Genomic DNA, 13,825 nt, shown 5'->3' on the forward strand with positions numbered 1-13,825 from the left:
TTGATATGCCCCATATAAAGGCAATAGCTGCCCAAAAGGAGCGCAGATGCTGCATACAAGCTATGCAGGCAGGTCATGAGGCCGGCAGGGCGTTAAGCTTTGATTCAGCATCCGGTGTTATGGCGGATCAAGCACTCCAAAGTCTCGATGTTTCCAACCAATTGTTATCGCTCTGTTTTTCGGGCTTTGTCATGCAGCCACGAGCAAGGCACCCCACTTTTGCGGCGACCGAAAAGTTGCCGGACGGCCGCCCTTCGACCGCTCCGCCGCGGAAAACGGCAAATCCGAAAAGCCTTGCGTTCGTTCGGCGCAAAGCGACCCGCTCGGATCAGGGCAGCCTGTCCTGATCGGGCGGGATGGTGGAAGCCACCACGACGGGCCCCTTTTCTCCCCGCCGACGCGCCCACCAGCGAACCCACCTCACCTCGCTGCGCCGGCGCCAGCGGCGCACGAGCGCGATGTCGATGGAGAGGATGAGGAGCCCCAGCGGCAGCATCCAGATCCCGAAGATGGGCAGGACGGACAGGCAGCCGCCCAGGATGAAGAGGGCTCCGATCAGCATGCGCTTGTAGGGCGATTCCGGCAGCTGGAAGCGGCGACCAAAGATATCGAGCATCCGACCCTTCAGCCGGAACCAGCCGGACGATCGTGGAGACTCCATGGTCAAACCCTTGATATGAGACGAGAAGCCAAACCGAGATGGGCACCGGCGGAGGCTGTGGGAAGGGTATCTCTCCATATTAAATCCGACAAACGGCAGAAATCTCGGCCAAGGCGCTTGGCAAACCGCAGAAGCCTTTGCTATAGGCAGCGGCGCACGAGAGACGTGCCTTTCCCCGATAGCTCAGTTGGTAGAGCGCGCGACTGTTAATCGCTAGGTCGTAGGTTCGAGTCCTACTCGGGGAGCCATTTCGGCTCCTATCATCTGCTTCGTTGTTCCGATGCGCGGCCCATCTCGGCCTCGGTTCAGCCATTGGCCCGATCGTCATCGCGCGACGCGCCCTGCCCGCCCTCGGCAGCCCCGACATCGGAAAGCCCCGCCCCCTTATGTTCGGGGGATGTCGCACCCTGCCCCATCTCTTCCTTAAGTCTGCCCGTCGATCCGTGCCGGGCATTTCGCCGACCGGACTCGTCCTTCTTCCGCTTTCGAGCGTTACCCGACGAAGACAGGAGGCGAAGACACATTATGACAGCCGAAACGCATCTCTACTTTCCGCTCATGGGCAACGAAACGAGCGCCTACGTGAAGGTCCGTCTCTTCAAGGATGGGCAGCGGGACGGCGCCGAGGCGACCGTCGAGGGTTCGGGGGCCGAGGACCTGACCTTCGAGTATCCGGCCAGAGGAGAGCCGCGGACCGTTCTTCGCGACGCGCGCGACTTCGCGGCCGGGCGTGGACTGGACGTCCGCGTCGAACTGGATGGCGTCGAATGGGACTCGGATCTCGGCGTTCTCGTCGATTCGAAAGCATAGGGAACGAGCGATGTCGGACGAACTCTTGAAGGGCTTCGAAGCCGAAGCCGTCGCCATCAAGCGGCGTGAGCTGACGAAGGACGAGAAGACCGCCATCGGCGAGGAGATGCTGAAGGGCGCGCTGAAGCCGAACATGGACCGGCGCAAGCGCAAGAACGCGATTCGGACGGCCGTGGAGAGCGTTGGTCGGCGCGGGTCCAGCCGGTAGAGACCGGCTTCAGACGACGGAAAAGGCGAGGCCCGTCGCGAAAGCTGCGGGCCTCGTCCATGTTACGACTTCGGCTTCTCACCCGTATCGTCGCTCGGCTGCCCATTCGGCAGCAGCGGCAAGTCTTTCCCGTCGGACCCATCGGAGCGGCCCTGTGGCTGCGAGGCTGCGCCCGCGCCGTCCTTTGCGTTCGATTGGGCGGCACCGGCGCCGACCGTGCCGGCATCCGTCGCGGCGCCTGCGTTGTTGCCGACCGAGCCGCTTTCGGAACCGCCCGTCGCCGTCCCGGATGACGTAGCGCCGGAGGACGCGCCACCCGATGTGCCGCTGCCGGACGAGCTGCCGCCGGAAGCCCCGCCGCTCGACGACGCGCCGGATGATCCTCCCGAAGAGCCTCCCGAACCACCGCCTGAACCACCACCGGACTGGGCGAATGCGGGGAATGCGGCGAGGATGGCCGCCGCTGCGATCAACGACATGATTTTCATGTCTTTCTCCCGTGTGTGAGAAAGAGACGTTTCGAGCGGCAGGGCCGTTCCGCGGAAAGCGACGCCGGAATGCCTGGCTACGTAATGCGCCGGTCGGCCTGCCCCGCCCATTCGATCCTCACGAATGCAAATCGGCAGTGGCTTCGGGCAATCCTCGGCATATCCCTTCGCCAAACGGCCGAGCGAAGCCGACAGCCTTGCACTCGGCGAGCCGGCGCCGATCTGTTCGGCGGGAGCAATCAGCGCTCAAGAGATCATCACCGCGAGAAGGCCCCAGATCATCGCGCTGATCAGTCCGCCCGCGACGAAGCCTTTAGACGGGCTCAAAGGGTCCGTCCGCGCGAGCTTCTCGTCGAGCCGGCGCAAGAGCTTCCTGTTCCGTGTCCTCGTTTGAATCATGGTGTCCTCCTATCGACAGAACGGCCACCGCACCGGTTCGATCCCGACGTGCCCGCTATGCCTGGGCCATCGACATGACGAGCCGCCGTCAAATCGCACGCGGAGGTGGGTGACGGGCGATTGGAAAGGGGCCCAGGTTCAGCGCTCGATACGATCGAAGCCAACGACGATCATGGATGGACCGACAAGGGGCAGAGGTGATCATCGGCGATGGTCAGCGCGACGTCGGACGGGCTTGATCGATCGTCGCAAAGCGACTGGTGCGGACGCTGCCGATCGCGAGTGTCCCGCCCCTGATACCCGATCCGTGGCGATGACCGTGGCGCCATTCTGAATCCGCCGGCGCTTGGCGCGACATCGCGCAGGAAGCACCAAGCCAATAGTCGGCAAGGGCATCGAAAGACCGGTGACGCCGCCATCATCCACGACGGCGGAGACACACGCTTATCCGAGCAATTCCGCCGCATCGTTAAGTATTTAACGAAGCAAGAAAGACGATTGCGCTCGATGAACTTTTAAAGGAAGGGAGCGTTAGCAATCGTCAATGGCTGCATAGGCGCGGAATGTCACTCGAAACGCAGGAATTGCCACCATCGGTCTCGACCCGCACGCCGGTGAGACGGATACGCCGATGGATCGAGCGCGGCATTCTGGCCGGCGTCATCATGTTGGCCATCGGCCTCATGCTCGGGTGGTTCGCATTCCTCGCCTGGGCGCTCTACTGGCTCCTGTCGGGCCTCGTCTAGCGAGACAAGACCCAAGCGCTGCCCAAGACGCACCAGAGGCTCAAGGATAGCGCGATGCCGTTCGCGATGCCGATCGCCGTTCCCAGTTGCTGATCCGCATCCGGCCGCTTCGCCGTTCCGCGCTGAGTTTCCATGCTCGTTCCTCCCGACGCGATGGCTACACTTCGTCATAAATCTGACAAGGTAGATAATCGTGACTGAGGGCGAATACAGCATGCCGCCCGTTGCTGCATCGCACAACAAACGATTAAAGTTTTCGATTTGGAACAAGATGATGTGAGAGCCCGCGTCATCCTGATTGTGCCGGGCCGATCGATACGGCGGTCTTATCTTTCTTGCAGAACCGAGTGGGCCCACGTGGGCACGCCGTAACTCTCCATTAGTGAATCGAAATTTAAAGGATTGAGGATGACCTTCGCCATCCGACGTCGACTGAAGTCCAGCCTCTCTCGGGCATCCTCCGGATGCCCCGGAACCGTATGAAAGGCCCGCAGACCTCCCGCCTCGACAGAACGGAGCCCGACGGGGTCAATCTGGACGCCCGTTCTCTCGAGGCCATTGCCGAGCAGGCCATTGCGAATGGCTGGCCTGCCTTCGATGTCGCGACGACCGTCGCCGACATCGTCGGTCCCGTGTCCGCCCCGGTCCACCCGTTGCAGAGCGGGTCAGACCTCCCGGAGGCGTCGTCGGCGGTGCACAGGATCTTTAGCGAGGCTGCCAAACGTCTCGCCGAGACGTAAGCGGCAGCGGGCGCTCACACAGGCGTCCGATCGCGATACCAGCCTTGCCGAATGGAGGATATCCGTTCGATCGGTCCCGCCCGTCGTGAATGACCGCGACGTCGACAGACAGAGATCGCAGTGGCTCCGAGAGCGTTCGCCGCCTTCGAGGCAACCGCAAAGACCTGCGGGGGGTGACGTGTCGAAGGTTAGTCGCCCTTTCTCCTTCTCGGCGCCCCAAGCACTGCCGGAGATGAGTCGCAGCACGCGATACGCGCAACGGCCAGACTGCCGGCCGCGCACGCGATCACCGAATATGACGATGGACATCAACCGTGATCTCTAGCGTCGAGCGGTTCGCTCTGTCGAAAAGACCTTGCTGCGCAACGCTTAAAGCTTTCCGGCGCCGATCGGCTCGCAGGATTTCGTTAGTCTTAATGGGAAGTTAATCGTGGGTTCACTTTCGATCGGGTTTAAGATCAGCCCATGGCATTTCGCGCTGTAATCGTGTGGGTAGGATGATCGATGATGACGAGTGTGGAGGAAACGCAGGGGCGACTTCTCGAAACGCCTTCGACCAGCACCCCCTCGTCTCGCTGGGAGAAGCCGTTGATCGTCATCGTCCTGGCATTCGCCGCCACGTTGATGCTCGCTTGGCTGGCTTTTCTGGCCTGGGTGGGAAGCTTGATCCTTTTCGCTTTGTGGCCGTAGGCAGCGCTTCGAAGTCGACCGGACCGGCGCCTCGCTCTTTCTCATCGAAAGCGTGAAGCGGTATCACTGCGAAGCGCATCCCGAGCGCCGAGATGCCGATGGCTTAAGACGGCGTCGACAGCATCTCCTCCCAAGCGTTTCATCTTACCACCGCACGCTATTGTCGGGTCCTACGGTCGAGCGGACGGCTCCGCGACCGGGAGGGGTATCGTCATCGCACAGCATGCGGGCACACGGATCGCGACAGAAAACACTCCGCGAGACAGACTAAATTTCCCAAATGGTGGCCGCCGTTTTCCCTTATGCTGCAAAGCAATAAACCGATTTTTATTCAAATCACGACGGTTTTGTTTTGCTATGAATTTTCCCTCTCTGTACTGTCTTGAACAGGGAGAGACACGATGAGACACATTGCTAAGAGTACATCACAATTAATGCTGGCCTATCGTATGGGGCCGGCGACGGGAATTGCGAACGGATTGGCCTTGTCCGTCGGAATTTGGTGTACGATCGCAAGCATCTGGTTGCTTGTTCGATAGTCGCCAAAGACAAAGCAGCGTTTCGATTGAGGCCGCTCGACGGGGAGACTGATTTCGATACTGTCTCAAGCGACTGAATGCGACGTCCTTCTTGTGCTCTGCTGCAACAGGAGCAGAGGGTTACTGATGTGGTAGCGGTGTGAAGGCCCTATCAATGACAAGCAGGCGCGCTGGGGACGCATGACGGTTTCCAGCGTCGCGAGCGAATCACTCGAGGCTTCCACCTGAATTGCATCGGCTGAGGATCGGCTAGTGATCTTTGGGCCGCGTGAGGAGAGCGTGGCCGCCCGGATCGCGTGATACCGGCAGGATGATCGACACGGCGAGGCTTGGGTCTGCCATCCGATCCCGCTTCGCCGTCAATGGCTTCGCCAAGCCGGGTCGCCTTGAGACAGAGGCGATAGGTCGAGGGTCTTTGCCGTCGCGGTGCCGATATCCTTGAGGACCATTTCGAGAAGATGAAGACGGAAGGGCTCGTTCAGCGCCCGGGCCGTGTCGCAGGCTGCGATGACCTCGGCGGTCAACTGATCGAGCGTCGGATGGCGCGCCGTGGCGGGCGCGATCTCCATCGTGGTCCCCACGAACTGCACGATCCGGTCGTCTTCGAAGAAGCACTGGCCGACCGCCATCACTTCGCGCACGAGGCCGTCCCGTCGCCGAACCCGAAATCTCGCCCGGTAGGGGCTGCGATCGTCGATCGACGCCTGCGCCCCGTCGAGCGTGGCCTGGAGATCGTCAGGATGGATGGCTTCGCGAACCGTTTCGATCGGCGCCCCCTCCTTCAGGAGATCTCGATCGAGATTGAAAAGATCGGCGACGACGTCGTCGCCAATAAGTTTGTTCGCCTCGATCCACCAGATCCAGGTGCCTGCATAAAAACGCTCGGTCAGTTTTTCGATCAATGCCGTTCCCTGCCCGCCTCGCTGCTTGACCCGGAGGCGACGTAACCATGGGAACAACGGTTCGTCACGTCAAATGACGGGTGAACACATAGATCTGCTTCCGTTTTGAAGACGCGAGACCCGACCAACGCCGGAGAGCGTCGCGCGGACATGGAAACGCCGGTTTCGCGCCGACCCCAAACGCGAGCCGATGCCATCGGCGCGCTCGACGCGCATACGAGACCGTTGGCGGCAGGACCGCCGATTCGGCCGCGATCCCTCTTCGACGGCGAAGTTCAGCGTTGCGCGGCGAGGCTCGCCTTGCGCTGCTCGAACGCTTCCACGAGCTTCACGACCTGGAGGCGCAGGTTCGGGTCGGGGATGTGGACGTATTCCTCGAGGTCGAAGCCTGTCGAGACGGCCGTGTTGTCGAAGAAGGACGACACGCTGACGCCCAAGGCATCAGCGATCCGCTGCAGACGGCTCGCTCCGACGCGGTTCGTGCCCTTTTCGTACTTCTGCACCTGCTGGAAGGTCACACCGATCTTCGATGCCAGAAGGGACTGGGACATCCGAAGATGATTCCGCACCGCTTTGACCCGCGCCCCCACTTGGCGATCCACATCCGAGACGCGCTTCGTGGTGGATGGGAGGGTATCGACTTGATCACGCATGGGAATTCGTCCAGCCGGATTATACTAATTCCGTTCTACAAAAGAACGTAAGTCCTACAAATTTTCTTTTCGCCAAGACGCATTTTGCATCAGACGCGTCATTCCGCAAGATCGGATAAGGAAAAACCGCGATAGACATAACAAGTGTTAAGTCGCCATTACAGAGAGCCAAAACACATCAAGGGCGAGACCAGCGAAGTCCTGTATATGTTCACAGAACTATTGCCGTCGCGATGACGACGATGGGCGCTCACAGGCCGATGGAAGAGGCTGTTTCCGGCTCGTTTCAGCCTGCTCCGAGCGGTCCACGGTCGATGAGATGGGAAACGACGCCGGCCCGCCGGCCCTTCGCGCGCCGGTAAAGGTCCAGCTGCGGCAGCGCCGTTAGCGCCCCTTTTGCCGGCCTCGCGGGTATGAGACCCGTCAACGGCGGGGCCGTGCTCGGTTCAAGATGATCGTCGCGTCATTGCGGGGCGTGCATGACAACGACGGCCGATTTTGCGCAACATGCGCGAGACGATGGGGCGCACGAACGTCCCTTCGAAACCCGGGGCGGCCCGTCCGAACTTCGGCATGAGCTTCGGCCGAATGCCGACGACCGGTCAGAGCCCGCCGAGAAGGTCTTCGACCTTCTGGATATAAGAGCTGGAATTGCGAAGCTCGGCTTCGGCTTCGGCGAGCCGTTTCTGATAGTCGCGATTCTCGATCCGGGTTTCCCAGATCGTGACCTTGGCAGTCTTGAGAGCGGCCTCGGCCTCGGCCGCGCGCTTCTCGGCCTCGGCGAGCTGCTGCTCGAGGGTCGCGATGCAGCGTGTGTAGCGGAGCTGCTCCTCGTTGACGCGCTGGATGAAGGTTCGCGCATCCTGTTCGATCGCGACGAACTTCTTCTCGTAGTCCTGAATGATGCCGGCCGCCCGCTCGACGAGCCGAAGGGCGGTCGGCCAGTCGCGGCTGGGCGTCGGCAGGGCGGCCGTCGGCACTTCGACGACCGAGAGCGCGCCCCGCAGATCCAGGGCCTCGTCCGGCGTCGCCTCGACAGCCTGGTCGAGAGCGGCTTCCATTTCGCCGAGGGCGGTATCGAGCCCCTCGTCCCGGTCGATCACGCCCAACCTCGACATCACGACGAGCGACCGACGGCACCGAGATTGGCGGTGATGGCGTCGTCGAGCCGGGTCAGCCAGTCATTGGCCTCGCTCGCGCGCTGCTCGGCCGCCCTCGCCCGCTGGTTGGCGGCCTCGATCTCGCGCTGTGCGGCGCGCAGCTGGCCATGAAGCGCGGTGAGGTCGGAATGATGCTGCTGAGCCTGCTCTTCCGCTTCGCGGCGCAACTCCTCGTTCCGCTCCTCGCTGAGACGGATCGCCTCGGCGGCTTCCTGCACGAGGGTCAGGGCGGCCGCCCAGTCGCGGCGGGGCGTCTGGGACAGCGTCGAGGACTGCGCAGGCGCCGGTGCGGTCTGCAGCTCGATCTCCTCGGCCGAGGCGGAGAGGTTTCGGGCCGAGACCGCGCTGAGATTCGTCACCTTGTCGCGTCCGTTCTCGACCCGAACCACGTCGCTCGGGCCGCGCAGCGACCAGGAGCTGTCCAGATCGACTTCGCTGACTTCCGCCTCAACACCCATGTCCGCTCTCCCCAGATGTTCCATTCGGCAAGTCCGGAAACCGGCTTGCGCTGACCGCAATTCAAACGACGCCGGCCCGAAGGCTCGACGCGCCCGAGACTTATTCGGACTTCTTGTCCTGCACGGAGAAGAAGCTGACATTCGACGTGTCGAGACCGCGATCGATCGAGAACTGAACGGTGTTCTCGCCCTCGTCGCCCTGGCTCTGGAGCGCCCGCGCCTGCCGCTTCAGCACCTCGTTCTGGCGCTGCAGCGAAACGCGGTTCTCGCGCGCGATCTCGAGCGCCCCTTGCGCCAGAGTGCGCTCGGCCCGCTCGCCCTCCAGCTCCTCGACGAGCCGCCGGTTGGCGGCCTCGAGCGACAGCCGGTCGTTCTCGAAACGCTTGGTCAGCGTCTCCAACCGGCTGCTGAGGCTGGAAATCTTGGTCGTCGCGTTTTCCAGGGTGGCGTCCTTGGCCGCCAGCGCCTTGGTCAGCATCTCGGCGCGATCCTCCAGCTCCTGGCGCTGGCGCTGCCCGTCCTGGTTCTGCGTGACGTAGTGGTAGTTCTCGGCGCGAAGACCCTCCAGACGGCGCTCGACCGCGGCGCGCTCGATGGCGGCCTCCTTCAGCATCCGCTCGGCGGAGCGGAAGGCCTCGTCCTTCTCGCGCAGCTGGTTGCGAACGCCCGTCAGAATCTGTTCGGTCGTCGCGAGGCGGGCGGACACCGCGTCGAGCTTCAAGGCGAGGCCCGACCGCTCGGCGGCCAGAAGCGCCACGGCGGCCTCGTGCTCGGCATCGACCTTCTCGCGCACCGCCTGCTCGTCGAGAAGGCGCACCTCGATCGCGGAAATCGCGTGGAGATGGGCCTCGCGCTGCTGCGCGAGATCGGCGTTGCGCGCCTCCAGGCTGTTGACCCGGTCGAGCTGGCTGTTCGTCAGGTTGTTGAGGCGGCGAACCTCCTGCTCGTACATGGCGAGCTGCTCGGCATCGCGCCGCAGCTGGCCTTCCGCGCGCTGGAGCGACTGCTCGTTCGTCTCGTTCTCCGCCCGCTTGAAGGCCAGCTCGGCCTCCAGATGCTCGCGATGGTCGGACTCGGCGGCGAGCTGCTTCTGCGCGGTTTCCAGAAGATGCGTCTTCTCGATCACGACGAGACGACGCTCCTCGTTCACCGCGTCGAGTTCGAGGATCTCGGCCTCGAACTTCCGGGCGCGTGCCAGAAGATTGGTCACCTCGCCCTGCGAGGCGGAGAGCTGGCTCGACAGCCCGTCGACCTCGCGGCGAAGCTCCTGGCTGGCGGCAAGCTCGCGCGAGAGCAGGGCCTCGGTCTCCTGCACGCGCGCTTTCGCATGCGGCAGCTCCAGAACGATCGCCTCCAGCGGCCGGATCATCTGGTTGAAGTCTTCGCTGAGGGTCTTCAGGTCGTCCAGGCGGTCGATCATATGGCCGAAGCGGACGCGCAGAAGCTCGTTGCGCTGCCCGATGCCGTCGAGGGGCGCCAGCTGCGCGGTCGGCTCGGGCGGCAGCTTTTCCGTCTCGGCCTTCGGCGGCACAGCTTTATCCATCCGCTGTTCCTCGCCCTGCTGGTCCGTCTTGGTAAACTTCGAAGAGCGCCCGAACAGCGACCAGGAGGAACCCATTCGTCATGCCTTCTTTCGCGCAGAGCCGCTCGGCGTGCTCATTAAGCAAATTCGTTGCGCCAGAAACAGCGGTTTTAACGGCCCGTTCATATGTGCCGTAATCGGTACCATGTTTCCGTGGCTTGCGTGCAACTTAGAAGATGATTTCACAGTTTTGAGGCGCCTTCCCAGCGGCATCATCGGGTCGCTGGACGTGCGCGCCGCCGCGAACGGCTCCGCTGCGCAAGCCTTCCCCTAGATCCGCCGTTTGCCAAGGTCGACTTTCCATCGGCGCTGTCCATATGCGGGCTCCCGCGCGTCTTTGCGGAAAGTTTGGAAGGGGCGGCCATGACCAAGAGCGGTGAGGATCGGAGTCCGGTCGTCGTCTGGCTGCGGGACGATTTGCGCCTCGACGACAATCCCGCCCTCGCCCATGCCGCCGAGACCGGCAGGCCTGTCGTCCCGCTCGTCGTTCTCGAAGAGGATGGCGCGGGCCGGCCGCTCGGCGGGGCCCATCGCTGGTGGCTGCACCATTCGCTCCAATCCCTCGATGCCTCGCTGACATCGATCGGCTCGGGCCTCGTCCTGCGCCGGGGGGCGCCGGAGACGGTCGTGCCGGACATCGTGCGGGAGATCGGGGCCGGCGCGCTCTTCATGAACCGGCGCTACCACCGGCCCGCCGATGCGGCGGACGCGGCCATCGCCGCCGCGCTCGAAGAGGTCGAGGTCGAAAGCTTCCAGGCCCATATCCTGCACGATCCCGACGGCGTGCGCACCAAGACCGGGGGCTTCTACAAGGTCTACACGCCCTTCATGAAATCGCTGCGGGCGGCCGGCGAGCCGCGCGATCCGATGGATGCGCCGAAGAGCCTGAAGGCGCCGAAGGGCGGGCTTCCCCGATCCGACAAGCTGGCCGGTTGGAAGCTCCTGCCGACCAAGCCGGACTGGTCCGGCGGCCTGCGGGAGACCTGGACGCCCGGCGAGGCCGCCGCGCACGAGCGGTTCGGGCATTTCTGCGATTCCATTCTCGCCGGCTACGACGAAAGCCGAGAGCTGCCGGCCGCGGACGGAACGACGCGCATGTCGCCGCACCTGCGCTTCGGCGAGATTTCGCCCTACCGCCTCTGGCATCGCGCGGAGGAAGAAGCCCGCGGCAGCCGCATCCCCGGCAAGGCGATCGAGACCTTCCGGCGGGAGCTGATCTGGCGCGACTTCAACTATCACGTCCTCCACCATGTCGGCGCGATCGACCGGGAGAACATCAACAAGCGCTTCGACGGGTTCGACTGGCAGGGCACGAAAGCCGAATTGAAGGCCTGGCAGCACGGACGGACGGGCTATCCGATCGTCGATGCCGCCATGCGCCAGCTCTGGCAGACGGGGTGGATGCACAACCGCATGCGGATGGTCGTCGGCTCCTTCCTGACGAAGGACCTCCTCATCGACTGGCGCAAAGGCGAGCAGTGGTTCTGGGACACGCTTGTGGACGGCGACATCGCCAGCAACACCGCGCAGTGGCAGTGGATCGCCGGTTCGGGAGCGGATGCGCAGCCCTTCTTCCGCATCTTCAACCCCATCACGCAGGGGCAGAAGTTCGATCCGACCGGCGCCTATATCCGCCGCTACCTGCCCGAACTCGCAAAGCTTTCCGACAAGGACATCCATACGCCCTGGCTGGCGGGCGCAGCGTCCCTGAAGAAGGCCGGCATCCGGCTCGGCGAGACCTACCCCGAGCCCATCGTCGATCACGGCAAGGCGCGCGAGCGGGCGCTCGCCGTCTATCGCGCGACGCGGCCGGCATCGCAATGACGCCCGGCCGGACGCGGCAAACGAATTTTCCGGCGGAGGGGCGCGGGAAAGACGGTATTGGCGCACAAGCGGTCCAGCGCGACCTGCGCATTCTTGCCTTGCCGCGCAGGCAGCCATAGGTTCCCATCAGGTCCCCTCGCATCAGGCTGACGCTCTTCATGCCCCGATACAACAATGTCCTCGATGCCATCGGCAACACGCCGCTCATCCGGCTGAACCGGGCCTCGGAGGAAACCGGCTGCGAGATCTACGGCAAGGCCGAGTTCATGAATCCCGGCCAGTCGGTGAAGGATCGCGCCGGGCTCTTCATCATCCGGGACGCGGAGGAGAAGGGGCTGCTGGAGCCGGGCGGCCTTATCGTGGAAGGCACGGCCGGCAATACCGGCATCGGCCTCTCGCTCGTCGCGAACGCGCTCGGCTATCGCACCGTGATCGTCATCCCGGACACGCAGGCCGAGGAGAAGAAGGACGCCCTCCGGCTGATGGGCGCCGAGCTCGTCGAAGTTCCGGCGGTGCCCTACAAGAACCCCAACAATTACGTGAAGCTCTCAGGCCGGCTCGCCGAGCAGCTGGCGAAGACGCATCCGGCCGGCGCGATCTGGGCGAACCAGTTCGACAATGTCGCGAACCGCGAGGGCCATGTCGTGACCACCGCCGAGGAGATCTGGCACTCGACGGGCGGCGAGATCGACGGGTTCATCTGCGCGGTCGGCACCGGCGGCACGCTGGCCGGCACGGCCATGGGCCTGAAGCGCCGCTCGGGCCACATCAAGATCGGCATCGCCGACCCGATGGGCGCGGCCCTCTACAGCTACTACACGAGCGGCACCCTCGCCTCGGAAGGCTCCTCGATCACGGAGGGCATCGGCCAGGGCCGCATCACCGCCAATCTCGAAGGGTTCACGCCCGATTTCGCCTATCAGATCCCCGACGCGGAGGCGCTGCCGATCGTGTTCGACCTGACGCTGCGCGAGGGCCTCTGCCTCGGCGGCTCGTCCGGCATCAACATTGCCGGCGCCATCCGAATGGCGAAGGAGATGGGCCCCGGCCATACGATCGTGACCATCCTCTGCGACTACGGAAACCGCTATCAGTCCAAGCTCTTCAACCCAGAATTCCTGGCGACGAAGGGCCTGCCCTCGCCGAGCTGGATCGGGCGCGAGCCGAGCTTCGACATTCCCTATCTCGCGCCGGACGCGGCATGAGCGAGACAGAGGCCGCCTATCTGCAGGATGCCTATCTCTCCACGATGGAGGCGACGCTCCTGCGCATCGAGGAGGGCCCCGCGCTCGTCTTCGACCGCTCGAACTTCTTTTCCGCCGGCGGCGGCCAGCCGGGCGACAGCGGCTTCGTCGAGACAAGCGACGGGCGGCAGATCCGCATCCTCGACACGGTCCGCTCTGCCGACAAGAGCACGATCCGCCTTCTCGCCGAGGACGGCGCCGTCCTGCCGGAACCCGGCGAGACGCTGGTCCTGCATGTCGACTGGGCGAGGCGCTACAGGCTGATGCGCATGCACACGGCCTGCCACCTGCTCACCGTCGTCTGCCCCTATCCCGTGACGGGTGCTTCGGTCGGCGAGGAGGAGAGCCGGATCGATTTCGACATTCCCGATGCCGAGACCGACAAGGCGGCGGTGACGCAAGCGCTGATGGCGCTCGTCGCCGCGAACCATCCGGTCGGCACGCGCTGGATCACCGATGCCGAGCTCGATGCCGATCCCAGCCTCGTCAAATCGGCCAACGTGAAGCCGCCGCGCGGCAGCGGCCGCATCCGGCTCGTGACGATCGGCGAGGACGGCTCGATCGACGCCCAGCCCTGCGGCGGCACGCATGTGCAGGAAACGTCCGAGATCGGCGAGATCCATGTCGGCAAGATCGAGAAGAAGGGGAAGGTGAACCGACGGTTCCGCATCCGCTTCGGCCCCCTGCCCGCCTGACGCCAGCCGTCCGCCGCCGCCAACAT

General features: G+C 63.8%; 16 protein-coding genes and 1 tRNA gene. 10 read left to right on the forward strand and 7 right to left on the reverse strand.

Annotation, left to right across the window (positions count from 1 at the left end; all coding sequences use genetic code 11):
• Positions 1-328: 328 nt before the first annotated feature.
• The gene (locus ASG62_RS15155; protein WP_056691970.1) at positions 329-661 is read right to left on the reverse strand and encodes a hypothetical protein; all 333 of its coding nucleotides are present in this window, start codon (positions 659-661) and stop codon (positions 329-331) included.
• A 172-nt stretch (positions 662-833) separates the two neighbouring features.
• Here ASG62_RS15155 and ASG62_RS15160 point away from each other — a divergent pair.
• From ASG62_RS15160 to ASG62_RS15170, 3 genes are all read left to right on the forward strand, one after another.
• Positions 834-909 (forward strand) — tRNA-Asn (locus ASG62_RS15160).
• A 277-nt stretch (positions 910-1,186) separates the two neighbouring features.
• Positions 1,187-1,471: a hypothetical protein gene (locus ASG62_RS15165; protein ID WP_056691973.1), complete on the forward strand. Its 285-nt coding sequence runs from the start codon at positions 1,187-1,189 to the stop codon at positions 1,469-1,471.
• A 10-nt stretch (positions 1,472-1,481) separates the two neighbouring features.
• Complete coding sequence (locus tag ASG62_RS15170) at positions 1,482-1,679, forward strand: hypothetical protein (protein ID WP_056691975.1); 198 nt, start codon at positions 1,482-1,484, stop codon at positions 1,677-1,679.
• A gap of 62 nt (positions 1,680-1,741) precedes the next feature.
• Here ASG62_RS15170 and ASG62_RS26530 read toward each other — a convergent pair whose 3' ends face one another.
• A complete protein-coding gene (locus ASG62_RS26530) occupies positions 1,742-2,167 on the reverse strand; it encodes a hypothetical protein (RefSeq protein ID WP_156382165.1) in 426 nt (141 codons plus the stop codon).
• Positions 2,168-2,291: 124 nt separating this feature from the next.
• Here ASG62_RS26530 and ASG62_RS26535 point away from each other — a divergent pair, with 124 nt between their 5' ends.
• The 4 genes from ASG62_RS26535 (at position 2,292) to ASG62_RS15180 (ending at position 4,742) form a co-directional block, all read left to right on the forward strand.
• Positions 2,292-2,561: a hypothetical protein gene (locus ASG62_RS26535; protein ID WP_156382166.1), complete on the forward strand. Its 270-nt coding sequence runs from the start codon at positions 2,292-2,294 to the stop codon at positions 2,559-2,561.
• Between the two features lie 568 nt (positions 2,562-3,129).
• The gene (locus ASG62_RS26540) at positions 3,130-3,312 is read left to right on the forward strand and encodes a hypothetical protein (RefSeq protein ID WP_056691999.1); all 183 of its coding nucleotides are present in this window, start codon (positions 3,130-3,132) and stop codon (positions 3,310-3,312) included.
• Between the two features lie 479 nt (positions 3,313-3,791).
• Positions 3,792-4,052, forward strand: coding sequence for a hypothetical protein (locus ASG62_RS15175; RefSeq protein WP_056692002.1), 261 nt, complete (start codon positions 3,792-3,794; stop codon positions 4,050-4,052).
• 504 nt (positions 4,053-4,556) lie between these two features.
• Positions 4,557-4,742, forward strand: coding sequence for a hypothetical protein (locus ASG62_RS15180; RefSeq protein ID WP_056692004.1), 186 nt, complete (start codon positions 4,557-4,559; stop codon positions 4,740-4,742).
• 898 nt (positions 4,743-5,640) lie between these two features.
• Here ASG62_RS15180 and ASG62_RS15185 read toward each other — a convergent pair.
• The 5 genes from ASG62_RS15185 to ASG62_RS15205 form a co-directional block, all read right to left on the reverse strand.
• On the reverse strand, positions 5,641-6,183 hold the full coding sequence (locus ASG62_RS15185; RefSeq protein WP_056692008.1) for a PAS domain-containing protein: 543 nt from the start codon (positions 6,181-6,183) through the stop codon (positions 5,641-5,643).
• Positions 6,184-6,458: 275 nt separating this feature from the next.
• Positions 6,459-6,836, reverse strand: coding sequence for a helix-turn-helix domain-containing protein (locus ASG62_RS15190; protein ID WP_082537057.1), 378 nt, complete (start codon positions 6,834-6,836; stop codon positions 6,459-6,461).
• Positions 6,837-7,438: 602 nt separating this feature from the next.
• Positions 7,439-7,939 (reverse strand): hypothetical protein, encoded by a 501-nt coding sequence (locus ASG62_RS15195; RefSeq protein WP_156382167.1) that lies wholly within the window; start codon positions 7,937-7,939, stop codon positions 7,439-7,441.
• Between the two features lie 14 nt (positions 7,940-7,953).
• Entirely contained in the window at positions 7,954-8,454 is a 501-nt protein-coding gene (locus tag ASG62_RS15200; protein WP_056692016.1) for a hypothetical protein, read from the reverse strand.
• A gap of 100 nt (positions 8,455-8,554) precedes the next feature.
• On the reverse strand, positions 8,555-9,997 hold the full coding sequence (locus ASG62_RS15205) for a chromosome partitioning protein ParA (RefSeq protein ID WP_162247009.1): 1,443 nt from the start codon (positions 9,995-9,997) through the stop codon (positions 8,555-8,557).
• A gap of 402 nt (positions 9,998-10,399) precedes the next feature.
• Between ASG62_RS15205 and ASG62_RS15210 the strand changes: the two genes are divergently transcribed.
• The 3 genes from ASG62_RS15210 (at position 10,400) to ASG62_RS15220 (ending at position 13,799) form a co-directional block, all read left to right on the forward strand.
• Entirely contained in the window at positions 10,400-11,860 is a 1,461-nt protein-coding gene (locus tag ASG62_RS15210) for a cryptochrome/photolyase family protein (protein ID WP_056692024.1), read from the forward strand.
• A gap of 158 nt (positions 11,861-12,018) precedes the next feature.
• On the forward strand, positions 12,019-13,065 hold the full coding sequence (locus ASG62_RS15215; protein ID WP_056692027.1) for a cysteine synthase A: 1,047 nt from the start codon (positions 12,019-12,021) through the stop codon (positions 13,063-13,065).
• The gene (locus tag ASG62_RS15220; RefSeq protein WP_056692030.1) at positions 13,062-13,799 is read left to right on the forward strand and encodes an alanyl-tRNA editing protein; all 738 of its coding nucleotides are present in this window, start codon (positions 13,062-13,064) and stop codon (positions 13,797-13,799) included. The genes ASG62_RS15215 and ASG62_RS15220 overlap by 4 nt, the downstream gene beginning before the upstream one ends.
• The last annotated feature ends 26 nt before the right edge of the window (positions 13,800-13,825 follow it).

It is taken from the genome of Aureimonas sp. Leaf427 (assembly GCF_001425485.1).
Classification (GTDB): domain Bacteria; phylum Pseudomonadota; class Alphaproteobacteria; order Rhizobiales; family Rhizobiaceae; genus Plantimonas.